The following is a 22,752-nucleotide window of genomic DNA, read 5'->3' on the forward strand; positions in this document are numbered from 1 at the left end:
TAATTTAATGTTTTTGGAATTGTTAATAATGAATGTTCTAAATCTTAATTTAGGCTTAGAATAATCTTAAATAATTGCCATGATATCTTCTTCACGCATCATTAAATAGTCCTTACCGTCTAATTTAATTTCAGAACCAGAGTATTTACCGTAAAGTACAGTATCACCAACTTTAACGGTTAAAGGTTCGTCTTTTTTACCGTTACCAACTGCAACTACAGTTCCTTTGTGTTGCTTTTCTTGTGCTGTATCTGGAATGTATAAACCAGACGCTGTTTGTGTTTCGGCAGGAAGCGGTTCTACAAGAACACGATCTGCAAGTGGTTTAATGTTTAGTTTACTCATTGTATATTTTTTTAGATTATTAAGTTTGATGTTTAGCATTAAGCCAAAAATGTGCCAATGACATAGGACTGACAAACTTGCAGAAAACAAAAAATGCCAACTGTAAAAGTTGGCATTTTTAATATTTTTTATAGTGATAACTATTGTCCTATTGTAGTTGTATCTGCTGGAGTAGATGTGTTATCTGTTGCAGGTGTTTCTGCTGGTGCAGGTAACTCTATATTATCATTTTCTAAAATTTTAGAATCTGAAGTAACACCTTGTCTAGGTATTGCTAAACTAGATGTTAATATTAACACTAATAACGCAATTGCTAATGTCCAAGTACTTTTGTCTAAAAAGTCTGTAGTTTTCTTAACACCACCTAATTGTTGTGTGCCGCCACCACCAAAAGAAGAAGATAATCCGCCGCCTTTTGGATTTTGTACCATAATTACAACTACTAAAAAGAAAGCTACTGCTATGATTAGTATTAAGAAGATTAAAAATGTATTCATTATATTATAATTTTATTCTTGTAATTGTTCTATTGCTTTAATTTGGTCTGCAAAGAAACCACTTTTTTCTGGATATTTCAAACTTAAAATTTTATAAGATTGAATTGCCTTCTTGTAATTTTTTTGTTCTACATAAATTCTTGCCAAAGTTTCGGTCATTAACGCTTCTGGTTGTATCATCCGATCTTTAGCAAGGTTTTGTTTTTTGTCACTAGTTTTAGCAGGTTCTAATTTAGGGTTGCTTGCTATAAACTTATCTATTAACTCAAATTTTTTGTCTCTGTCTGATTCTTGTTCAGATTCAGATTCTGAAGTATTATTAGTTTCTTCTTCTATAAAAGTGTCTTCATTTCTTTCAATAGGATTAAAACTGGTTAGTTTAAGCCATTCGTTAAAACTATGTGTTTCAGTTTTATCAAATTCTAACGGTTTACCTATATTTAAAACTTTTTCTGGTGTTTTTTCTTTTTGGTCTTCTGTTTCAACTTCATCTTTATTAAACTCTGCTATTTCTTTAATTTCGATTTTAGGTTGAAATAATTCTGGATTAATAATTTCTTTTGTGGCTTTTATATGAGTGTCTAAATCGTCATCAAAAGTCACGCTTTTATTAACCGAAATGTCTTCTGCAGTTACATCTAAATTGTTAATGTAAGCCGTATTTTGTTTGATATAATCTGAAATTTCGTTTTGATTAAAACTTTCTGAAGTTATAAAATCAAACAAGATGCTTCTGTCTGTTGTGTACGCTGCTGTTTGTTTTAAAGCTTGGTTGTACTTAAAACTTTCTTTGTTTTTTAATCCTTTTAAGTATACTGCTCTTGCTGATTGAAAATACGGAAACTCTTCTATAATACTACTTAATGCATTGGTTTGCTCTTGGCTAACGGTTTGCGGTTGTTGTAAGATTTGTATAAAGTCTTTAGTGGTCATAGTTATATTTTTACCAATTGGCTAATGAGGCGTTGATGATATCTTGTGTTAAACGCTGAAAAATTTCTTCAAATGCTGTATCTTTTGTTGATCCACTTAATAATTCGCTACCTGTATAATCGTAGAAGAAAGAAAAGCTTTTTTCAAAATTTTCTTCTTCGTTCAATTTGTTGTAAAATCTAACATTAACACCTATAGTTAATCGGTTTTGTGCAGCTGTACTGTTTGCAGTTGCTGTTGTTGGAGATATACGATACTGTGTAATTTCTCCTTCGTAAACTAAATCTCCGTTAGAGTTTACTAAACTAAGACTGCTTAAATTTTGAATTTGATTCTGTAAAGCTAATGTAAAATCTCTATCCAATCCTGGTTCTATAAGGTTGGCATTATTCTGAAAGTAATTAACTTGAAAGGTTTTTGCGTTAGTTTCGATACCCGTAAACGAGTATATGCCACAACCAAAAAAGAGTAGTGGTAAAATAGCAACTAATATATTTTTGTATAGTTTCATCTTAATTTTTTTTGAAAGTAACGCTTTTTTACAAATCGTATTGCTTAATCTTTCTATATAATGTACGCTCGCTTATACCTAATTCTTCTGCAGCAAGTTTACGTTTACCGTTGTGACGCTCTAAAGATTTTTTGATTAACTCTAATTCTTTGTCTTGAAGTGATAGTGTTTCTTCTTCTTCAATTTCTTCAGCAAAATGATATTTGTCTTCAGCACTTGATATTTTGCTTTCTGATGACTCAGGAATTGATAAAATTTCTAAATCATGTACTTGTTCTTCAAACTCGGCATCGCTTTCATTTTTACCATAGATTTTTTGTATAAGTCCTTCGTTATCTTTTTGTACTTCTTTTGCGTTACCGTTTTTCATTAACTCCATGGTAAGCTTCTTTAAGTCATTTAAATCGGCTTTCATGTCAAAAAGAACTTTATATAATATTTCTCTTTCGCTACTAAAATCACTTTCAGATTTAGAAGCATTGACTACAGCTGGTAGATTGCTAGCTCCAGATGGTAAATAAGTTTGTAACGTTTGCGCATTAATAGTCCGATTTTGTTCTAAGACCGAGATTTGTTCTGCTACGTTGCGTAGTTGTCTAATGTTTCCGCTCCAGCGATATCTTAGTAGCATATTTACAGCATCATCTGTTAGCTTAACAGTTGGCATTTTATATTTTAATGCAAAGTCGCTAGCAAATTTCCTAAATAAAATATGAATGTCTTCTTGTCTATCTCTTAACGGAGGTAGGTGAATATCTACAGTACTTAAACGATAATATAGGTCTTCTCTAAACTTTTCTTTTTTTATAGCTTCAAACATATTAACGTTGGTTGCAGCAACGATACGTACATTGGTTTTTTGTACTTTGCTAGAACCTACTTTAATAAACTCGCCATTTTCTAAAACACGCAATAGACGCACTTGTGTAGTAAGTGGTAACTCGCCAACTTCATCTAAAAAAATTGTACCACCATCTGCGACTTCAAAATAACCACTACGTGTTTGTGTTGCACCTGTAAAAGCGCCTTTTTCGTGACCAAAAAGTTCGCTATCTATTGTGCCTTCTGGTATTGCACCGCAGTTTACAGCAATATATTTACCGTGTTTACGATGTGATAATTGATGTATTATTTTAGGAATACTTTCTTTACCAACACCACTTTCTCCGGTGACTAGTACAGAAATATCTGTTGGTGCTACTTGTATAGCTTTTTCTATAGCACGGTTTAAGCCTGCGCTATTACCTATAATCCCGAAACGTTGTTTTATTGATTGAATGGATTCCATATGAAGAGGAATTTAAGCGATTGGTTTAATTTAAATAATTGAAATTTTCGTTTATTGAAATTGAAAATTCAGGTCCGTAGTTATAAGAAATTTCTCTAGACTGAATTCTGTTTGCTGAGTTGTATTGTAAGTCAAAATTAAATGTTGTTCCGTCTACAGTAACACTATTCCAGTTTTTTGTAGAATGGAATTGAGCAATTAGCCCTCCAATTTCATCAGAATAATCGTCTGCTAAAAAGTTTAGTAGATAACTTTCGTCATAAACTACTTTTAAAGGGTTTTCAAAATTATCATAAGCGTAAGTAGCACTATTGTTGCTTTCTCCAGAGCTTACGCTATTTATAATGTTACCTTCGCTGTTATAAGTTATATCTTCTGCTAGTATTGAAGCTCCGTTTTCAAAAGCTTCTTTTCTTATTAATTGGTCATTATTGTTTAATGTAAACTCTACAGTTATTGAAGAACCTACTTCTGTTCTTGTAATAACGTTACCGTTGTAAGCGTAATTATAAACATGGTTTTCGTTGTAGCTTGGGTCTTCGTAATCATAATAATTGTATTCTATTTGAGAAATGTTATTACCGCTGTAAGTAACAAAATATTCGTTTGTATTTTGACCAGATTCATTTACGCTAATATCGCTTATTACTTGCCCATTAGCATTTCTAGTAATAGTTTGGTTTTCGGTTACAAATGGACTGTTATTTGTAGATAACTCTATAGAGCTAGAAACTATAATATCGTTAGAAATATTAATATCACTATTAGTAATTGTGTTTATAGGAAATCCAAAAAATGAAAGTGATAAATCAATATCTAGCTCGTAAACAGATAGTGTTAAATCATCACTATTGCTATTGTTACCGTTGTTGCCATTATTATTATTATTATTATTATTATTATTATTATTATTACCGTTGTTTTGGTTGTTGTCAAAATCTGTAAACCCATTATCTAAAGGTTCATTTTCGCAAGCAGTAAATAGGCTTAAAGATATAAGAATTAAAAGTAGTTTTTTCATATTTAGTTTTTATTAGTTGTTTATAGATAACCCAATAGCTTCACCTATTAATGTCGCTTTTGTACAGTCTGTTACGTTTACGTTTACAAAGTCTCCAACTTTAAATTGACCTTTAGGGAATACACATACAATATTATGAGGTGTACGACCTGACCAATGTTGGTTAGATTTTTTAGATTCTTTTTCTATTAAAACTTCTACAGTAGTATTTAAAAATTGCTTGGTTCTATATTCGCTGTGTTTTAATTGTAATTCAATAATTTCAGCAAGGCGTCTACTTTTTACGTCTTCAGGGACATCATCTTCTAATTTACGTTCAGCCAATGTACCTGGTCTTTCAGAATAAGTAAACATGTAACCAAAATTATACTTTACATACTCCATTAGGCTTAAAGTATCTTTATGGTCTTCTTCTGTTTCTGTAGGAAAACCAGCAATCATATCTTGGCTAATAGCGCAACCAGGAATAATCTCTCTTATATTATCTATTAAAGTGAAATATTCTTGTCGAGTGTGTAATCTATTCATTGCTTTTAAAATACGATCGCTTCCGCTTTGTACTGGTAAATGTATATGATTACAAATATTATCATACTTAGCCATAGTTTTAATGACATCAATATGCATGTCTTGCGGGTTAGATGTACTAAAACGAATTCGCATTTTTGGTTGCGCTTCTGCACAAAGTTGTAATAACTTTGCAAAGTCTGTAGCTGTTGCTTTTTGTATATCACTAGCTTTATCAAAATCTTTTTTTAGTCCGCCGCCATACCAAAGGTAGCTGTCTACGTTTTGACCTAGTAAAGTAATTTCTTTATAGCCTTTTGTCCATAAGTCATTTACTTCTTCAATAATACTTTGAGGATCACGACTACGTTCTCTACCACGTGTAAATGGAACTACACAAAATGTACACATATTATCACAACCACGTGTAATACTTACAAAAGCTGTTACACCATTACTGTTTAATCGCACTGGTGAAATATCTCCGTATGTTTCTTCTTTTGATAGTATTACGTTTATTGCATCACGACCTTCTTCTACTTCACTAATTAGATTAGGTAAATCTTTATAAGCATCTGGACCAACAACAAGGTCTACTATTTTTTCTTCTTCTAAAAATTTACTTTTTAAACGTTCTGCCATGCAGCCTAAAACACCAACCTTCATTTTTGGGTTTATCTTTTTTACTGCATTATATTTTTCAAGGCGTTTTCTAACAGTTTGTTCTGCTTTATCACGTATAGAGCATGTGTTAACCAATACTAAATCTGCTTCCTCTAAATGTGGTGTTGTATTAAAACCTTCGTTTTGAAGTATTGAAGCTACAATCTCACTGTCGCTAAAATTCATAGAGCAACCATAGCTTTCTATAAAAAGCTTTTTGTTGTTTTCTGCCTTAGAAGGGATAACTAACGTTTCGCCTTGTTTTTTTTCGTCTATTGTTTTTTCCATATATAATATTGAAATACTGCTACTCAATAAGCATGCAAAGGTACGATTAATTTAAAAATATGACAATCTGACAGCTAGTTAAATTATGGTAAAAATTATAAAATTAGGTAGATAAATTTTTTTTAATTTACCTTTGCACTCACAAAAATCAAAGAATGGCGAAGAATTTAGTAATAGTAGAGTCACCTGCAAAAGCAAAAACTATAGAGAAATTTTTAGGAAAAGATTTTAAAGTAGAATCTAGTTTTGGACATATTGCAGACTTACCTTCAAAGGAACTTGGTGTTGATGTTGATGGCGATTTTGAGCCAAAATATCAAGTCTCTTCCGATAAAAAAGCGGTAGTAAAAAAATTAAAAGACTTAGCTAAAAAAGCCGAGACGGTTTGGTTAGCAAGTGATGAGGATCGTGAAGGAGAAGCTATTGCATGGCATCTTGCTGAAACATTAGGCTTAGATAAAGAAAAAACTAAACGTATTGTGTTTCATGAGATTACAAAAACAGCTATTATGAAAGCGGTTGAAAACCCGCGTAAAATAGATTACGATTTAGTAGATGCGCAACAAGCAAGACGTGTTTTAGATAGAATTGTGGGTTACGAGCTTTCTCCAGTGTTATGGCGTAAAGTAAAAGGAGGTTTATCTGCTGGTCGTGTGCAATCTGTTTCTGTGCGTTTAATTGTAGAGCGTGAGCGCGAAATTCAAGAATTTCAACCAGAAGCATCTTACAGAATTGATGCTGAGTTTTCTAACGAAGAAGGACAGTCTTTTAAAGCAAAATTGCCTAAAACTTTTTCAACAAAAGAAGAAGCTTTAGCCTTTTTAGAAAAAAATGCGACTGCTAATTTTAAAGTTGCAGATTTAACAAAAAAACCTGCAAAAAAATCTCCAGCAGCTCCGTTTACAACATCTACGCTACAACAGGAAGCGTCACGTAAATTATACTTCTCAGTAAGTAAAACTATGACTATGGCACAACGTTTATACGAAGCCGGTTTAATTACTTATATGAGAACAGATAGTGTAAATTTATCTGACGAAGCAAGAAAAGGAGCAGAGAAAGAAATTGTAGATGCCTACGGTAAAGAATATAGTAAAGAAAGAAATTTTACAGGGAAAACTAAAGGTGCTCAAGAGGCTCACGAAGCTATACGACCTACAGATTTTTCAAGACATAGCGTTAATATTGATCGTGATCAAGCACGTTTATACGAATTGATTTGGAAGCGTGCAATTGCATCACAAATGAGTGAAGCACAGCTAGAACGTACAAACGTTAAAATTGAGGCAGATACACATGACCAAACGTTTACAGCAAATGGAGAGGTAATTAAATTTGATGGTTTTCTTAAGGTATACTTAGAAGGAACAGATGACGAAGATACAGAGCAAGACGGAATGTTGCCAGCAATGAAGGTAAACGAAACCTTATTAAATAAATATATTACCGCAACTCAACGTTATACACGTCCGCCTTACCGTTACACAGAAGCTTCGTTAGTTAAAAAGTTAGAAGAGTTAGGTATTGGTAGACCATCTACATATGCGCCAACAATTTCTACTATTCAAAATAGAAATTATATAGAAAAGGGAACGGTTGAAGGTGTAGAAAGAGAATACACGCAATTAACCTTAACAGAAGGAAAAGTTGAAGATAAAAAACTAACCGAAAAAGTTGGATCTGATAAAGGAAAATTAGTGCCAACAGATATTGGTATGATAGTTACCGACTTTCTGGTTAATCACTTTGAGAGTATCTTAGATTATAACTTTACAGCAAAAGTAGAAGACCAGTTTGATGATATAGCAGAAGGAAAAGAAGATTGGAAAAAGATGATGAAAACTTTTTACGATAAGTTTCATCCAGTAGTAGAAGATGTTAAAGAAAATGCAGATAGAGAATCAGGAGAGCGTATTTTAGGAGAAGACCCTAAAACAGGAAAGCAAGTTAGTGTACGTTTAGGTAAATTTGGACCAATGGTACAAATGGGTACAGTAGATGATGAAGAAAAACCAACTTTTGCAAGTCTTGGACCAGATCAACAATTAAATACAATTACTTTTGAAGAAGCAATGGATTTGTTCAAGCTTCCAAAATCTTTAGGGAAATATAAAGAGGAAGAAGTAGAAGTAAATAATGGTCGTTTTGGACCATATGTTAAGTTTGGTAAAAAATATATTTCTCTTCCAGCAGGACAAGATCCTTTAAATGTCGAGTTAGATCAAGCAATAGAGTTAATTAAAGAAAGAGAAAAAGCAGATGCACCAATCTATAATTATAAAGGTAAAGACGTAACAAAAGGTAAAGGACGTTTTGGACCGTTTATTAAATGGGACGGTATGTTTATTAACGTAAATAAAAAATACGATTGGGACAATTTAACTACAGAAGATATTGAAACGCTTATTGATGAGAAAATTCAAAAAGAAATAGATAAAGTAGTACATAATTGGGAAGATGAAGGTATACGTGTAGAAAAAGCACGTTGGGGCAGACACAATATAATAAAGGGTAAAACTAAAATAGAGTTAGCAAAAACAGTAGATGCTGCTGCACTAACTTTAGAAGAGGTAAAAGATCTAATAGAAAAGAATGCACCTAAGAAAAAAGCATCAAAAAAGAAAACGACCAAGAAAAAAACAACAGCAAAAAAGAAATAATATATAATGAATTTTAACTTTCTTTCACCAGTACCAGATACAGTTTTAGCGCATAACCAATTACTAGCGCCACTTAGTCTAGGAAGAAAAATTAAAATTCACACTGAACAAGACGGGATTCCTGATTTAGATAACATTAATATTGTAATACTTGGAGTATTAGAAAATAGAAATGATATAAACTATATAGGAGAAGATTTTAATTTAAATGAAATTAGAAAATCTTTATACTCGCTCTTTCCAGGAAGTTGGTCAACCAACATAGCAGATTTAGGAGATATCCAAAAAGGTGAAAGCATAGAAGATACTTACTTTGCTTTAAAAGAAACACTTTCAGTCTTAATTCAAAAAAGAATCATACCTATAATAATAGGAGGAAGCCAAGATTTAACCTACGCTAATTATCGTGCTTACGATAGTTTAATGCCAATGGTAAACGTGGTAAATGTAGATCGTGCTTTTGACTTAGGAGACTCTTCCAAACCAATAAAGAATAATAGCTTTGTAGGTAAAATTATTATAGATCAACCTTACAATTTATTTAACTACGCAACTGTAGGTTACCAAACCTATTTTAATAGTCAAGAAGAAATTGACTTAATGGAGCGACTTCATTTTGAGTTTTACAGATTAGGAGAAGTATCAAATGATATTACTTTGGTAGAACCTGTAATGAGAGATGCTAATATTGTATCTATTGATTTAGGAGTGTTAAAAGCAGCAGAAGTAAGTTTAAGGCAAAAAGTGTCTCCTAATGGATTAGATGGAAAAGAGATCTGTGCAGTATCAAGATATGCAGGTATAAGCAATAAGGTGAGTAGTTTTGGAATTTATGAATACAAACCATCTACAGATGATGAAATAACATCAATGCTTATCTCTCAGATGGTTTGGTATTTTATAGAAGGTGTAAATTGCAGAGTCCAAGATGATAACTTTGCAGATGATAAAAGTCATCAAAAATTTATTACCTTAGCTGACTCTCATGAGTTAATCTTTTATAAAAGCGTTAAAACTGGGCGATGGTGGATAGAAATTCCATTTTTATCAAATGTTAATAATAAATTAAAAAAGCATACGTTATTACCATGCACGCATCAAGATTATTTAGATGCCTGTAATGACAAAATACCAAATCGTTGGTTCAAAGCTTATTACAAGAATAGCGTTTAAGTGAGTGAAAAATCAGATTAAGTGTAAATTTATACCGTTCAAATGTTAAATTTTGACGATAAAACGTGATATTTTTACATTAAAAAGTTGTTTTTTAAAAAATATATAAATATGTTTACGCTCTTAAAATTTTAAGAGTATAAAATTAACCTCGAGTTTTCTATGAATATGAAGAAGTTTGTATTACTAACAGCGGTTTTCGCACTATTGGCAAGTTGTGGGTCTAAAGACAAAGGACAGCTAGTTGGTGTTAAAGGAAAAAAATGGCATCCAGAAAAGCCTTACGGTATGACCTTAATACCTGGTGGAGCCTTTATTATGGGTAAAGCCGACGATGATTTGGCTGGTATCCAAGATGCACCTGCTAAAACAGTTACTGTAGCATCTTACTATATGGATGAGACAGAAATCACTAATAGTGAGTATCGTCAATTCGTAGAATGGGTACGTGACTCAACAATTCGTACCAAATTAGCAATCTTAGCTGATGAGGTAGGAGAAACTCCTGGTAGTGGAGGAATAGGAGAATTTGCTTTCAAAGACGCTGATCCAGAAAATATGACTCCGTACGAGCAATATATGTACGATAACTACAGTGGTTTAGGAGAAACTGGTTATGAAGGTAGAAAATTAAATCATGATGTAGATTTAATTTTTGATACAGCAGAATATCCTGATGAATACTACGTAGAAGTAATGGATACAATGTATCTTCCTTTAGAAGAATCTTACAACGGACAAAGAACTTGGGATGTTACTAAGTTCAAATTTCAGTATTCTTATATGGATATTGCAAAAGCTGCAAAAAATAAAAAATTAAGACGTAAAGACGTTATAGTAAAAGAAGAGGTAGAAATTTATCCTGATACAACTGTTTGGATTAGAGATTTTGCATACTCTTATAACGAGCCAATGCACAACGACTATTTTTGGCATGACGCATATAGCGATTATCCTGTAGTTGGTGTTTCTTGGCAACAAGCTAAAGCTTTTTGTGAGTGGAGAACACTATACCACAATGCAGAAAGAAAAAGAAGAGGTAAACATTTTGTGGCTAGATATAGATTACCATCAGAAGCTCAGTGGGAATATGCTGCAAGAGGTGGTTTACAAGCTGCTACTTACCCTTGGGGAGGACCTTACGCTAAAAACGACAGAGGTTGTTTTATGGCAAACTTCAAACCTTTAAGAGGAGACTATGCGGCTGATCAAGCATTATATACTGTTGAAGCAGATGCCTATGAGCCTAATGACTTCAACTTATATAATATGGCTGGTAATGTATCAGAATGGGTAGATTCATCATATGATCCAGGTTCTTATGAATACGCATCAACTATCAATCCAAGTGTAAACGATCCTAACAATAAACGTAAAGTAGTTAGAGGTGGATCTTGGAAAGATGTAGCTTACTTTTTACAAGTAAGTTCTAGAGATTACGAATACGCAGACTCTGCAAGAAGTTACATTGGTTTTAGAACTGTTCAAGATTACATGGGTACAGATGTAACAGCCAATGCAAGAAAATAATAAACTAAACAACTTAACTAAATTATAATAACCTACACTAGTAGACAAAAAACTAAAACTTAGAAATTATGGCACAAAAAGGAAAAATCTCAACAATGAATATGGTCTACGGACTAGGAGCTGCAATTGTAATTATTGGAGCGTTATTCAAAATTCAACACTGGCCTTATGGTTCGTTAATCTTAACAATTGGTATGATTGTAGAAGCTATTGTATTTATAATTTCTGCATTCGAAAAATCTCAAGCAGATTTAGATTGGTCATTAGTTTATCCAGAATTAGCAGGAGGACAATCAACTGGTAAGAAAGCAAAAACTGAAGAGCCTAAAGATGCAGAAGGTTTATTATCTAAAAAATTAGATAACTTATTAAAAGAAGCTAAAATTGACGGTGAGTTAATGGCTAGCTTAGGAGAAAGCATTAAAAACTTTGAAGGTGCTGCAAAAGGTATCGCTCCAACAGTAGATTCTGTTGCTGCAACTAAAAAATACGGTGAAGAAATGTCTTTAGCTGCTGCTCAAATGGAGTCTTTAAACAGCTTATATAAAGTTCAAATGGAAGCTGCTAGTCGTCAAGCTTCAATTAACGAAGAGACTGTAGAAAATGCTGCTAAATTAAAAGAGCAAATGCAATCTTTAGCATCTAACTTATCTTCATTAAATGGAGTTTACGGTGGAATGTTATCTGCAATGTCAAAAAACTAATTAGTAATTAGTCTCAATTTATTTAATAATTAAAAAAGAAAAAACTAATTAGAAATGGCAGGAGGAAAATTATCTGCAAGGCAGAAAATGATTAACTTGATGTACTTAGTATTCATCTCGATGATTGCAATGACAATGTCGAAAGAGGTACTATCTGCATTCGGGTTAATGGATCAAAAATTTGATAGAGCTAATGAGTTAGCTGCAAATTCAAACGATGGTATTTTAAGACAGTTAGAAACACAAGCTGAAGAAAAGCCAGAACAATTTGCTGCACCTAACGAGAAAGCTAAACAAATCAGTATTATATCAGACGAGTTTTACAAGTTTTTAGATGATGTAAAAGCTAAAGACATTGTAAAATTAGGAGGTTACGAAATGGAAGCAGGAGAGTTACCTTACGAAGAAATGGATAAGGGAGACAAACTTGATGAGCATTGGTTTACTGGAGACAGATTAACTAAAAGAGGTCAAGAGATCGTTGACAGAATAGAAAAGTACAAAGCAGACATTAAAGCTGTTATTCCTAACGAAGGAAAATGGCAACCAGTTATTACTAGCTTTGAAGAGCGTTTTAGCACAGCTAAAGTAGAAAACAATGATGGTAAAAAAGTTGATTGGTTAAACTATCACTTTCAAGGTTTCCCAGCTATTGCTTCTTACACAAAGTTAACAGCTATGCAAAATGATGTTAAAGCTACTGAAACTAACATTTATAATGGGTTTTTAGGTAACTTAGTTAGTGATGCTACATCATTAAAGAATTATCAAGCAATTGTATTAGCAGATAAATCAGCTTTCTTTGCTGGTGAAAAATTCCAAGGACGTGTAGTTTTAGGAAAGTATGCTAACGTTGTACCAACAAAAATGACAGTTTCTGGTCAAGAAATAGATTTATCAAACGCTATCGACTCTACAGGAGCTGCTAGATTAGACTTTAATGTAGGTAATGTTGGTGAGCACGAAATTGATGGTAAATTTACTTTCTTAGAAGATGGTAAACCATTAGAAATTGACATCAAAGGAAACTATGTTGTTGTACCAAGACCTAACTCTGCAACTATATCTGCAGACAAAATGAATGTTGTTTACCGTGGTGTACCAAACCCAATGACAATTTCATTTGCTGGTGTGCCAGATAATAAAGTAAAAGCATCAGGTAATGGATTATCTAAAACTTCAGGTGTTGGTAAATATGTTATGAGTCCAGGTGGAGGTAAAGAAGTAACTATTAATGTTACAGCTACCTTAGACGATGGTTCTTCAGCTAGAGATAGTAAAACATTTAGAATTAAAGATATTCCTAAGCCAACTGGTAAGATCGCAGGTATGTCTTCTGGTTCTTTACCAAGAAACAACGTAGAAATAGGTACTATTAAAGCAGAATTAGAAGACTTTGATTTTGATTTACCGTTAACAGTAACTGGTTTCAAATTTAAAGTTCCAGGTGAAGCTACAGTAAGAGTATCTGGTAATAAATTAAACGGACAAGCTAAAGCAGCGTTAAGAAAAGCTAAGCGTGGTGAGGCAATCCAAATATTTGACATTTCGTCAAAAGCTAATTCAAGCGTAAAAATTAAGCCGGCAACAGCTATCGTAATTGAGTTAGCAAACTAATCATAATTGATTAACATTTTAAAATTTTTCAGATGAATTATAAATCTTTATTAGCAATCGTATTCGGAGTAGTTTTTACTGCTCAAGTAAATGCACAAGCTAACATTCTTAATGCAAAAGATCCAGATCAAATTGGGTTTAGAACAGAAGAACAAAAAGCTTTAGATAACGACAAACCTTTAGAATACGGTTATGTTGATGATAGAGATATTATGTTTGCTAAAATGACTTGGGAAAAAGTGGTTTTAGATGAGCGTGTAAACTTTCCATTATACTATCCAGTAGATACAAATAATATTGGTAGTGATAGACGTTCTTTATTTGATGCATTAATGAAAGCTGTAGACGAAAATAAAATTGAAGACGTTTACACAGACTCTTATTTTACTTCAAAGAAGACTAAAAAAGAGATTGCTCAAATTAGAACATCTATTGATACAATGGATATTGGTTACGATCAGTTAAATGCAGATGGTTATGTAGATCCAGAATACATTATTAAGAGAACAATTTCTGCTTACAATGTATCTGCTTACTTAATCAAAGGTTTATGGTATTTTGACAAGCGTCAAGGCGAATTAAAATATCGTATTCTTGCAATTGCACCAGCTGCTCCAGATGTTAACTTTATCGACTCTGACGATCCTGCTAACAACGAGCCAATTCCATTATTCTGGATTTTCTATCCAGATGCAAGAGATGTTTTACACGAAGCAAAAGCATTCAACACAAAAAACAGTGCTATGCCTTTTACTTTTGATCATATCTTAAATTCTAGACGTTTTAATGGTATTATTTATAAAGAAGAAAACGTTTATGGAGATAGAGAAGTAAAAGAATACATTGCAGAAAATGCTTTAATGCAACTTTTAGAATCTGAAAGAATTAAAGAAAAAATTAGAAACTTTGAGTTAGACATGTGGTCTTACTAATAAGTAACTAAATAATATTTAAAAACGCTCACTATTTTAGTGAGCGTTTTTTTATACCCTTTATTACCTTTGCACTATGGAAGTAGATTACATAATTGTTGGTTGTGGTTTAGCGGGAATAGCTTTCTGTGAACAACTATATTCTAACCAAAAGTCATTTATTGTATTTGATGATCAAAGTCAACAATCATCATTAGTTGCTGGCGGATTGTATAATCCGGTAGTTTTAAAACGATTCTCAAAAGTTTGGAAAAGTAAAGAGCAATTAGATTTAGCTATCCCAGCCTATCAAAATATTGAAGATAGACTTGATGTAAAATTAGATTATAAAATACCAGTAAGAAGACGTTTCACTTCATTAGAAGAGCAAAACAATTGGTTTGAAGCTTCTGATAAAGACGGTTTAAAACCTTTTTTAAACACTAATTTAATTACTAATGAAAATGATGAAATTGATGCTGATTTTAAATTAGGCGAAGTTTTAGAAACCGGAAAAATAGATACCATTACTTTAATTGATAACTATAAAATCTGGTTACAAGGTTTAAATAGTTATTGTAACGAAACTTTTAACCATAATCAATTAGAAGTAAATCCATCAGGTATACATTATAAAACTATAAAATCAAAACATATTGTCTTTGCCGAAGGTTTTGGATTAAAACAAAATCCATTTTTTAATTATCTACCGCTTAATGGAACAAAAGGCGAACTTCTAATTATAAAAGCTCCAAAATTAAAATTAGATTATGTACTTAAGTCTAGTGCGTTTCTAATTCCTTTAAAAGAAAAGGATCAATACATTGTAGGAGCTACTTATGAGTGGACTGATAAAACTAATAATATTACCCAAAAAGCGAAAGAAGAGCTTTTAAATAAGCTTAAAACCTTTTTAAAATGCGATTTTGAAGTTATAGATCAAGTGGCAGGAATAAGACCAACGGTTAAAGATAGAAGACCATTAGTTGGCGCTCATCCAGAATATAAAAATATGTTTGTGCTTAATGGTTTAGGAACAAGAGGTGTTATGATTGGACCTTACATTGCAAAACAGCTTTTTAATCACATCGAAAATGATATGCCTTTAGATGATGAGATTAATATTAGCAGATTTGCCAATACATAGTAGATAGTTGCGTTAGCGGTAGTAACGGCATCCTTTTTTTTTATGGATCAATTGCGACTACGCTAGGTGATCCATAAAAAAAAAGATATAGTGGATAACGCGACCTTTATTCTAAACACTTTTAGGATAAAGGTAACGCCCAAAAATTAATTTTTTTTGGCTAATTTTTTATCGTAGCTCATAAAAATATTAATCCAAATATTTCTAGAAAGTCTTACTATTACAGGATAAAACACAATTAAAGCGCCAACAATAGCTATAAAAGCAGTCTTTAAAGACGACCCAATAAAAAGGTAGCTAATAACAAAAGCAGCAACACCAAAAGCAATACCAACTGCATAGCTAACATACATTGCACCGTAAAAGAACGATGGTTCTATTTTATATTTTGTATTGCAATTGCTACAACGCTCGTGCATGCTAAATAGTTTTGAAACATTGTACGGATTAGGATCTTCATACATTGATTCTTCTTGACATTTTGGGCATGCGCCAGTTATAATAGAGTATATTTTAGAGCCTTTTTTAAACATAATAATTGTGTACTTTTGCAATTGGTTTTAAGAAACACAAATTTAAAGTTTCTTGGTAAAATTATAAGTAACAAAAGTCACAAATATATGCTCAATATTCATAATTTATCTATTTCTTTTCAAGGTGAATATCTTTTTGAAGACATAACCTTCAAACTTAATGGTGGCGATAGGGTAGGACTTATAGGTAAAAACGGAGCAGGAAAATCTACAATGCTTAAAATTTTATCCAAAGAAATGGAGCCTGACTCTGGTCAAATAGCAACAGATAAGGATATAAAAATTGGCTTTTTAAAACAAGATATTGACTTTGTTTTTGGTAGAACAGTATTAGAAGAATCTTATCAAGCTTTTGAAGAAATAAAAACTTTAGAAGCTAAGATGGAAACCATAAACACACAACTAGCTGAACGTACCGATTATGAAAGTGAAAGCTATCATGATTTAATGGTCGAGCTAAACGAAGTTCAACACCAATACGAAATTATTGGAGGTTACAACTATCAAGGAGATACCGAAAAAATATTACAAGGATTAGGATTTAAACGTGAAGATTTTAATAAGCTAACCGATACATTTTCTGGTGGTTGGCGTATGCGTATAGAGCTTGCAAAATTGTTACTCCAAAACAACGATATTTTGTTATTGGATGAGCCAACAAATCACTTAGATATCGAGTCTATTATTTGGTTAGAAGGGTTTTTAAACAACTATTCTGGTGCAGTAGTTATAGTGTCTCACGATAAAATGTTTTTAGATAACGTGACCAATCGTACTATCGAAATTTCTTTAGGTAGAATTTACGATTACCCAAAACCATACAGTAAATATTTAGTCTTGCGAGATGAGATTAAAACACAACAATTAGCAGCTCAAAAAAATCAGCAAAAGCAAATAGAGCAAACCGAAAAGCTAATTGAAAAATTCCGTGCTAAAGCTAGTAAAGCAACTATGGCGCAGTCTTTAATTAAAAAGCTAGACCGTATGGATATTATTGAGGTTGATGAAGATGATAATAGCGTCATGACCTTAAATTTCCCTGTATCGGTAACGCCAGGTAAAGTTGTTGTAGAGGCTAACAGCGTATCTAAAAGCTACGGAAAAAAGCAAGTTTTAAGTGAAGTAGACTTGTTAATCGAAAGAGATGCTAAAACCGCTTTTGTTGGACAAAACGGACAAGGTAAATCTACGTTAGCTAAAATAATTGTAGGTGATCTTGAACACGATGGAAACCTAAAACTAGGTCATAACGTACAAATAGGCTACTTTGCCCAAAATCAAGCAGAGTATCTTGACGGAAGTAAAACTGTTTTAGATACCATGATTGATGCCGCTAACGAATCTAACCGTAGTAAAGTACGTGATATTTTAGGGTCGTTTTTATTTAGAGGCGAAGAAGTAGATAAGTACGTACGAGTACTTTCTGGAGGCGAACGTAATCGTCTTGCTTTAGCAAAACTAATGCTTCAGCCTTTTAACGTATTAGTGATGGATGAGCCAACAAACCATTTAGATATTAAATCTAAAAACGTCCTAAAAGATGCGCTACAACGTTTTGAAGGTACATTAATATTGGTGTCTCATGATAGAGATTTTCTTCAAGGTTTGACCAATACAGTTTTCGAATTTAAAGATCAACACATCAAAGAATATTTAGGTGATATCGATTTTTATTTAGAACAACGTAATGTTGAAAATTTACGTGAAGTCGAAAAACGTACCGTAGAAAAAGAATCGCCAAAAGCAAGTAATAAGCAATCTTACGAAGACCAAAAGAAACTAAAATCTTTAAATAATAAACTGAGTAATACAGAAGCTAAAATCAATCAATTAGAAAAAGAAATTAAAGAAATTGATGTAGAGTTAGCAACAAATTATGATGAAGTTATTGCGCAGCCAAACTTCTTTGATAACTACCAAGCAAAAAAAGATCAATTATCAGAACTTATGGAAACTTGGGAAGCTATTACCATTGAATTAGAGTCGCTTAGTTAGTCTCTTTTTAAGAAATTTTTAAGAAAGTTACATCTATCTAAAAGCTAGTTTTGTAGTTTTAAGATTTATAACTTTCTAACCATGCGAAAATTATACTTAGCATACTTGGTTTAGCTTTAATTGCAGTAACTTTTTTTGGAGCAAAAACACTAGTAGATAATAAGAACAAGCCAAAACCAGTAGTGCCTAAAGTGGTAAAAACTGTATTAACAGATACCGTTAAAAATACTACTGTTCCTATTGTTATTCAAGCCAACGGAAACTTAACAGCAAAGCAAAGAGTCGAGTTATACTCAGAAGTACAAGGTATTTTTAAAACTGGGAATAAGTTATTTAAACCAGGACAAAAGTATAATCAAGGAGAAACTTTAATTCGTATTGATGCTTCAGAATATTATGCTAGCGTACAATCTGCAAAAAGTAATTTATATAATAGCATTGCTGCGATTATGCCAGATTTACGTTTAGATTTTCCAGATGTTTTCCCAAAGTGGCAATCGTATTTAAATGGTTTTGATTTAAACAAGACAACACCAAAACTTCCAGAAATTTCAAATGAAAAAGAAAATTATTTCATCACCGGAAGAGGTATTGTTAGTGCCTATTACAACGTTAAAAACTTAGAGCAACGGTTAGCAAAATATCGCATTACTGCACCGTTTTCAGGAATTTTAACCGAAGCTTTAGTAACCGAAGGTACCTTGGTACGTAATGGACAAAAATTAGGAGAGTTTATAAATCCTTCAGTTTACGAAATGGAAGTTGCAGTGAGTAAATCTTTTGCAAGTGTTTTAAAAGAAGGTGAAAATGTTAGTCTTTCTAACTTAGAAAAAACTGAAAACTACACAGGAACAGTATCTCGTGTAAATGGTAATATTGATGCGACCACGCAAACCATAACTGTATTTATAGAAGTAAAACATCCGGATTTAAAAGAAGGTATGTATCTAGAAGCAAATTTAGATGCAGAAAAAGTAGACAACGCTATAGAAATAGACAGAAACTTGCTTTTAGATAGTCAAGAAATTTATGTGGTTAAAGATAGTTTGTTAGACGTAATACCAGCAAAACCAATACATTTTTCTGATACAAAAGTAATTTTAAAAGACGTGCCAAATGGTACAATCATATTACGTAAACCAGTACCTGGCGCTTATGCAGGTATGCGTGTAAAATCATCGAGTAGTACTACAACAACTAAAGATTCAATTAAATAATGAAAAAGATAATTGAATATTTCATAAGGTATCACGTTGCAGTAAACATTTTTATTATTGCCTTTATTGTATTTGGTATACTTGGTATTTTATCATTAAAATCCTCATTTTTCCCGTTAACTGAATCCAAAATTATCAATGTAGCCATTACTTATCCAGGTGCATCACCACAAGAAATAGAAGAAGGTATTGTACTTCAAATTGAAGATAATTTAAAAGGCTTAAAAGGTGTAGACCGTGTGACTTCGGTATCTAGAGAAAATAGCGGATCAATTACTGTTGAAATTGAAAAAGGCGAAAGTCTTGACTTTATGCTTTTAGAAGTTAAAAATGCAGTAGATAGAGTACCGTCTTTCCCCACAGGAATGGAACCTTTGGTAGTTTCTAAACAAGAAGCGGTAAGAGAAACTATTTCTTTCGCTTTAAGCGGAAATAACGTGCCATTAGTTACTTTAAAACAATTAGCACGTCAAGTAGAAACCGATCTACGTGCATTAGAAGGTATATCGCAAATTGAAATCTCTGGTTTTCCTGAAGAAGAAATTGAAATAGCAGTAAACGAACTTGATTTATTAGCCTATAATTTAACTTTTAACGAAGTCGCTCAAGCGGTTAGTAACGCCAATATTTTAGTCACTGGTGGAAATGTAAAAACAGAAGCCGAAGAGTATTTAATTAGAGCTAATAACCGTGAGTATTATGGTAAAGAGCTGTCTAATATAGTCGTTAGAGCATCTGCAGATGGTAAAGTTATTAGGTTAAAAGATGTAGCAAAAATAAGAGACCGTTTTTCAGAAACACCAAATGCAACGTATTTTAATCAAGATTTAGCAGTTAATGTAACAATTACAAGTACTAATAATGAAGATTTAATTTCTTCAGCAGATAAAGTAAAAGCCTACATAGAAGATTATAATCAAAAGTATGATAACGTTAGATTAAATGTTATTAGAGATTTATCAATTACATTAAATCAGCGTACAGAATTACTAGTAGAAAATGCAGTTGTAGGTATGATTTTAGTGCTAGTATTTTTATCTATTTTCTTAAATACACGATTAGCACTTTGGGTAGCTTTTGGGTTACCAATTTCGTTTTTTGGGATGTTTGCTTTTGCAGGTCAATTTGATGTAACCATAAATGTATTGTCACTATTTGGGATGATTATCGTAATTGGTATTTTGGTTGATGATGGTATTGTAATTGCCGAAAACATCTATCAACATTACGAAAAAGGTAAAAAACCTATCCAAGCAGCAATAGATGGAACTTTAGAAGTGATTCCGCCAGTAGTTTCAGCAATAGCAACAACACTTTTAGCGTTTTCATTATTCTTCTTTTTAGAAAGTCGTATTGGCGAATTTTTTAGCGAAGTATCCGTTATTGTTATTCTCACGCTAGTAGTTTCTTTAGTAGAAGCATTAATAATCCTACCTGCTCATTTAGCACATTCTAAAGCATTAAGAATAAAAAAGGAAGAGCTTCACGCTAAACAATCTAAAGGTTTTTTTGCTGTAATGCGAGGTATTAATAAAGCAGGAGATAACTTTATGGCATACTTAAGGGATAAAGTATATACACCAGTTTTAAAGTTTGTATTAAGTTATAAGGTGTTGTCATTAGGTATTTTTGTGTCTTTATTAGTGATTACTTTTGGATCTATTGGTGGCGGGATTATAAAAACGTCTTTCTTCCCAAGAATAGCAAGTGACTCTGCAAATATCGAGTTGGTAATGCCAGCAGGAACTAACGTAAAGATTACAGATTCTATCATTTCCATGATAGAAGAAAAGTCATTTATTGTTAATCAAGAGCTTACAGAAAAATATTTAAAAGGTACAGGAAAGCAACTGTTTGAAAACACAATAGTTAATATTAGTAGTAGCTCTAGCGCAACTTTAAGAATTAATTTATTGCCAGGTGAAGAACGTCCTGACGAAATCCAATCCTTTTTAGTAACTAATAGGTTAGAAGAATTAGTTGGACCAGTAATAGGAACAGAACGACTAATTTATGGTTCTGGAGGAAATTTTGGTGGTAGTCCAGTTTCAGTATCATTATTGAGTAATAATATTGAAGAGCTCAAAGCATCAAAACAAGAGCTTAAAAAGTATTTAGAATCTAATCCTTTACTTAAAGATATAGGAGATAATGACCCTGCAGGAATTAAAGAAATCAGATTACAACTTAAAGATAACGCCTATTTACTTGGTTTAGATTTAAGAACAGTAATGTCTCAGGTAAGAGCTGGATTTTTTGGTGCGCAAGCACAACGTTTTCAACGAGGACAAGACGAGATTAGAGTTTGGGTACGTTATGATAAAAACAACAGAAGCTCTATAAACGACCTAGACGCTATGCGTATTGTAACACCAACCGGCGAGCGTGTTACTTTAAAAGACATTGCAGAATATGATATTGTTCGTGGTGACGTGGCAATTAACCATTTAGAAGGAAAGCGCGAAATACAAGTCTATGCAGATTTAAAAGATCCTAGTACAAGTCCAAATGATATTTTGGATGATATAAAAGATAATTTCATACCAAATTTACAATCAAAATATCCAACAATTAATGCCTCTTTTGAAGGTCAAAATAGAGAGTTTAGTAAACTAGGAAGATCTTTAAAAGCAGCAGGAATACCTATATTACTGTTAATTTACATTACTATAGCTTTCACTTTTAGAAGTTATTCTCAACCATTATTGTTATTGCTTTTAATACCTTTTAGCTTAACAGCAGTCGCTTGGGGACATTGGATCTCTGGTTTTCCTGTAAATATTTTATCGCTTTTAGGTATTATCGCTTTAATTGGGATTATGGTTAATGACGGTTTGGTCTTGATTGGTAAATTTAATAGTAATTTAAAAGAAGGAATGCCATTTGAAATCGCATTATCTGAAGCTGGTAAATCACGTTTTAGAGCCATATTCTTAACCTCTTTAACGACTATTGCTGGTTTAGCACCTTTACTTTTAGAAAAAAGTAGGCAAGCGCAATTTTTAAAGCCTATGGCAATTTCAATTTCTTATGGTATTGGTTATGCCACAATATTAACATTACTAGTACTGCCTCTATTTTTATCGTTTAGCAATACCATTAAACAAAAAGGAAAATGGTTAGCAACAGGTAATAATGTAACCAAAGAAGAAGTAGAACGTGCAATAATAGAACAACATGAAACAGATGAAGAAGAGTAATTTTGCATTTTT

Annotated in this window: 18 protein-coding genes; 10 read left to right on the forward strand and 8 right to left on the reverse strand. The window is 32.4% G+C overall.

What is annotated here, in order from left to right:
* Positions 1-66: 66 nt before the first annotated feature.
* The 7 genes from WA340_RS00360 to miaB all read right to left on the reverse strand — a co-directional run bounded on the left by WA340_RS00360 (position 67) and on the right by miaB (position 6,053).
* Positions 67-345, reverse strand: a complete 279-nt coding sequence (locus WA340_RS00360) for a co-chaperone GroES (RefSeq protein ID WP_223076052.1) — start codon at positions 343-345, stop codon at positions 67-69.
* 140 nt (positions 346-485) lie between these two features.
* Positions 486-842, reverse strand: a complete 357-nt coding sequence (secG, locus tag WA340_RS00365; protein ID WP_027880530.1) for a preprotein translocase subunit SecG — start codon at positions 840-842, stop codon at positions 486-488.
* A 12-nt stretch (positions 843-854) separates the two neighbouring features.
* On the reverse strand, positions 855-1,775 hold the full coding sequence (locus WA340_RS00370; protein WP_336126821.1) for a hypothetical protein: 921 nt from the start codon (positions 1,773-1,775) through the stop codon (positions 855-857).
* A gap of 10 nt (positions 1,776-1,785) precedes the next feature.
* Positions 1,786-2,286: an LptE family protein gene (locus WA340_RS00375; protein WP_336126822.1), complete on the reverse strand. Its 501-nt coding sequence runs from the start codon at positions 2,284-2,286 to the stop codon at positions 1,786-1,788.
* 28 nt (positions 2,287-2,314) lie between these two features.
* Positions 2,315-3,574 carry a sigma-54 interaction domain-containing protein gene (locus tag WA340_RS00380; protein WP_304141828.1) on the reverse strand — a complete coding sequence of 420 codons (1,260 nt, stop codon included), beginning with the start codon at positions 3,572-3,574 and terminating at the stop codon, positions 2,315-2,317.
* A 25-nt stretch (positions 3,575-3,599) separates the two neighbouring features.
* The gene (locus tag WA340_RS00385; protein ID WP_336126823.1) at positions 3,600-4,595 is read right to left on the reverse strand and encodes a hypothetical protein; all 996 of its coding nucleotides are present in this window, start codon (positions 4,593-4,595) and stop codon (positions 3,600-3,602) included.
* Positions 4,596-4,607: 12 nt separating this feature from the next.
* On the reverse strand, positions 4,608-6,053 hold the full coding sequence (gene miaB, locus WA340_RS00390) for a tRNA (N6-isopentenyl adenosine(37)-C2)-methylthiotransferase MiaB (RefSeq protein ID WP_304141832.1): 1,446 nt from the start codon (positions 6,051-6,053) through the stop codon (positions 4,608-4,610).
* A 155-nt stretch (positions 6,054-6,208) separates the two neighbouring features.
* Between miaB and topA the strand changes: the two genes are divergently transcribed.
* The 7 genes from topA (at position 6,209) to WA340_RS00425 (ending at position 15,795) form a co-directional block, all read left to right on the forward strand.
* Positions 6,209-8,713, forward strand: coding sequence for a type I DNA topoisomerase (gene topA, locus WA340_RS00395; protein WP_336126824.1), 2,505 nt, complete (start codon positions 6,209-6,211; stop codon positions 8,711-8,713).
* Positions 8,714-8,719: 6 nt separating this feature from the next.
* Positions 8,720-9,886 (forward strand): formimidoylglutamase, encoded by a 1,167-nt coding sequence (locus WA340_RS00400; protein ID WP_336126825.1) that lies wholly within the window; start codon positions 8,720-8,722, stop codon positions 9,884-9,886.
* Between the two features lie 168 nt (positions 9,887-10,054).
* Entirely contained in the window at positions 10,055-11,416 is a 1,362-nt protein-coding gene (porK, locus tag WA340_RS00405) for a type IX secretion system lipoprotein PorK/GldK (RefSeq protein WP_244906262.1), read from the forward strand.
* A gap of 68 nt (positions 11,417-11,484) precedes the next feature.
* On the forward strand, positions 11,485-12,120 hold the full coding sequence (porL, locus tag WA340_RS00410) for a type IX secretion system motor protein PorL/GldL (protein ID WP_304141838.1): 636 nt from the start codon (positions 11,485-11,487) through the stop codon (positions 12,118-12,120).
* Between the two features lie 54 nt (positions 12,121-12,174).
* Positions 12,175-13,737 (forward strand): type IX secretion system motor protein PorM/GldM, encoded by a 1,563-nt coding sequence (gene porM, locus WA340_RS00415; protein ID WP_336126826.1) that lies wholly within the window; start codon positions 12,175-12,177, stop codon positions 13,735-13,737.
* Between the two features lie 32 nt (positions 13,738-13,769).
* Entirely contained in the window at positions 13,770-14,669 is a 900-nt protein-coding gene (porN, locus tag WA340_RS00420) for a type IX secretion system ring protein PorN/GldN (protein ID WP_027880541.1), read from the forward strand.
* Positions 14,670-14,745: 76 nt separating this feature from the next.
* Complete coding sequence (locus WA340_RS00425; protein ID WP_336126827.1) at positions 14,746-15,795, forward strand: NAD(P)/FAD-dependent oxidoreductase; 1,050 nt, start codon at positions 14,746-14,748, stop codon at positions 15,793-15,795.
* Between the two features lie 146 nt (positions 15,796-15,941).
* Here the strand turns inward: WA340_RS00425 and WA340_RS00430 are convergent, their stop codons facing one another.
* Positions 15,942-16,328, reverse strand: coding sequence for a DUF983 domain-containing protein (locus tag WA340_RS00430; protein WP_027880543.1), 387 nt, complete (start codon positions 16,326-16,328; stop codon positions 15,942-15,944).
* 87 nt (positions 16,329-16,415) lie between these two features.
* Between WA340_RS00430 and WA340_RS00435 the strand changes: the two genes are divergently transcribed.
* The 3 genes from WA340_RS00435 (at position 16,416) to WA340_RS00445 (ending at position 22,740) form a co-directional block, all read left to right on the forward strand.
* Positions 16,416-18,323 carry an ABC-F family ATP-binding cassette domain-containing protein gene (locus WA340_RS00435; protein WP_106676816.1) on the forward strand — a complete coding sequence of 636 codons (1,908 nt, stop codon included), beginning with the start codon at positions 16,416-16,418 and terminating at the stop codon, positions 18,321-18,323.
* Between the two features lie 89 nt (positions 18,324-18,412).
* Positions 18,413-19,540: an efflux RND transporter periplasmic adaptor subunit gene (locus tag WA340_RS00440; protein WP_336126951.1), complete on the forward strand. Its 1,128-nt coding sequence runs from the start codon at positions 18,413-18,415 to the stop codon at positions 19,538-19,540.
* Positions 19,540-22,740: an efflux RND transporter permease subunit gene (locus WA340_RS00445; RefSeq protein ID WP_336126828.1), complete on the forward strand. Its 3,201-nt coding sequence runs from the start codon at positions 19,540-19,542 to the stop codon at positions 22,738-22,740. The genes WA340_RS00440 and WA340_RS00445 overlap by 1 nt, the downstream gene beginning before the upstream one ends.
* Positions 22,741-22,752: the final 12 nt, after the last annotated feature.

This window comes from Mesoflavibacter sp. CH_XMU1422-2, assembly GCF_037029245.1.
Lineage (GTDB): Bacteria > Bacteroidota > Bacteroidia > Flavobacteriales > Flavobacteriaceae > Mesoflavibacter > Mesoflavibacter zeaxanthinifaciens.

Excerpts from the sequence above, each read along its gene's own strand:
- WA340_RS00360 (WP_223076052.1), bottom strand. The coding sequence starts at position 345 with ATGAGTAAACTAAACATTAAACCACTTGCAGATCGTGTTCTTGTAGAA.
- secG (WP_027880530.1), bottom strand. The coding sequence starts at position 842 with ATGAATACATTTTTAATCTTCTTAATACTAATCATAGCAGTAGCTTTC.
- WA340_RS00370 (WP_336126821.1), bottom strand. The coding sequence starts at position 1,775 with ATGACCACTAAAGACTTTATACAAATCTTACAACAACCGCAAACCGTT.
- WA340_RS00375 (WP_336126822.1), bottom strand. The coding sequence starts at position 2,286 with ATGAAACTATACAAAAATATATTAGTTGCTATTTTACCACTACTCTTT.
- WA340_RS00380 (WP_304141828.1), bottom strand. The coding sequence starts at position 3,574 with ATGGAATCCATTCAATCAATAAAACAACGTTTCGGGATTATAGGTAAT.
- WA340_RS00385 (WP_336126823.1), bottom strand. The coding sequence starts at position 4,595 with ATGAAAAAACTACTTTTAATTCTTATATCTTTAAGCCTATTTACTGCT.
- miaB (WP_304141832.1), bottom strand. The coding sequence starts at position 6,053 with ATGGAAAAAACAATAGACGAAAAAAAACAAGGCGAAACGTTAGTTATC.
- topA (WP_336126824.1), top strand. The coding sequence starts at position 6,209 with ATGGCGAAGAATTTAGTAATAGTAGAGTCACCTGCAAAAGCAAAAACT.
- WA340_RS00400 (WP_336126825.1), top strand. The coding sequence starts at position 8,720 with ATGAATTTTAACTTTCTTTCACCAGTACCAGATACAGTTTTAGCGCAT.
- porK (WP_244906262.1), top strand. The coding sequence starts at position 10,055 with ATGAAGAAGTTTGTATTACTAACAGCGGTTTTCGCACTATTGGCAAGT.
- porL (WP_304141838.1), top strand. The coding sequence starts at position 11,485 with ATGGCACAAAAAGGAAAAATCTCAACAATGAATATGGTCTACGGACTA.
- porM (WP_336126826.1), top strand. The coding sequence starts at position 12,175 with ATGGCAGGAGGAAAATTATCTGCAAGGCAGAAAATGATTAACTTGATG.
- porN (WP_027880541.1), top strand. The coding sequence starts at position 13,770 with ATGAATTATAAATCTTTATTAGCAATCGTATTCGGAGTAGTTTTTACT.
- WA340_RS00425 (WP_336126827.1), top strand. The coding sequence starts at position 14,746 with ATGGAAGTAGATTACATAATTGTTGGTTGTGGTTTAGCGGGAATAGCT.
- WA340_RS00430 (WP_027880543.1), bottom strand. The coding sequence starts at position 16,328 with ATGTTTAAAAAAGGCTCTAAAATATACTCTATTATAACTGGCGCATGC.
- WA340_RS00435 (WP_106676816.1), top strand. The coding sequence starts at position 16,416 with ATGCTCAATATTCATAATTTATCTATTTCTTTTCAAGGTGAATATCTT.
- WA340_RS00445 (WP_336126828.1), top strand. The coding sequence starts at position 19,540 with ATGAAAAAGATAATTGAATATTTCATAAGGTATCACGTTGCAGTAAAC.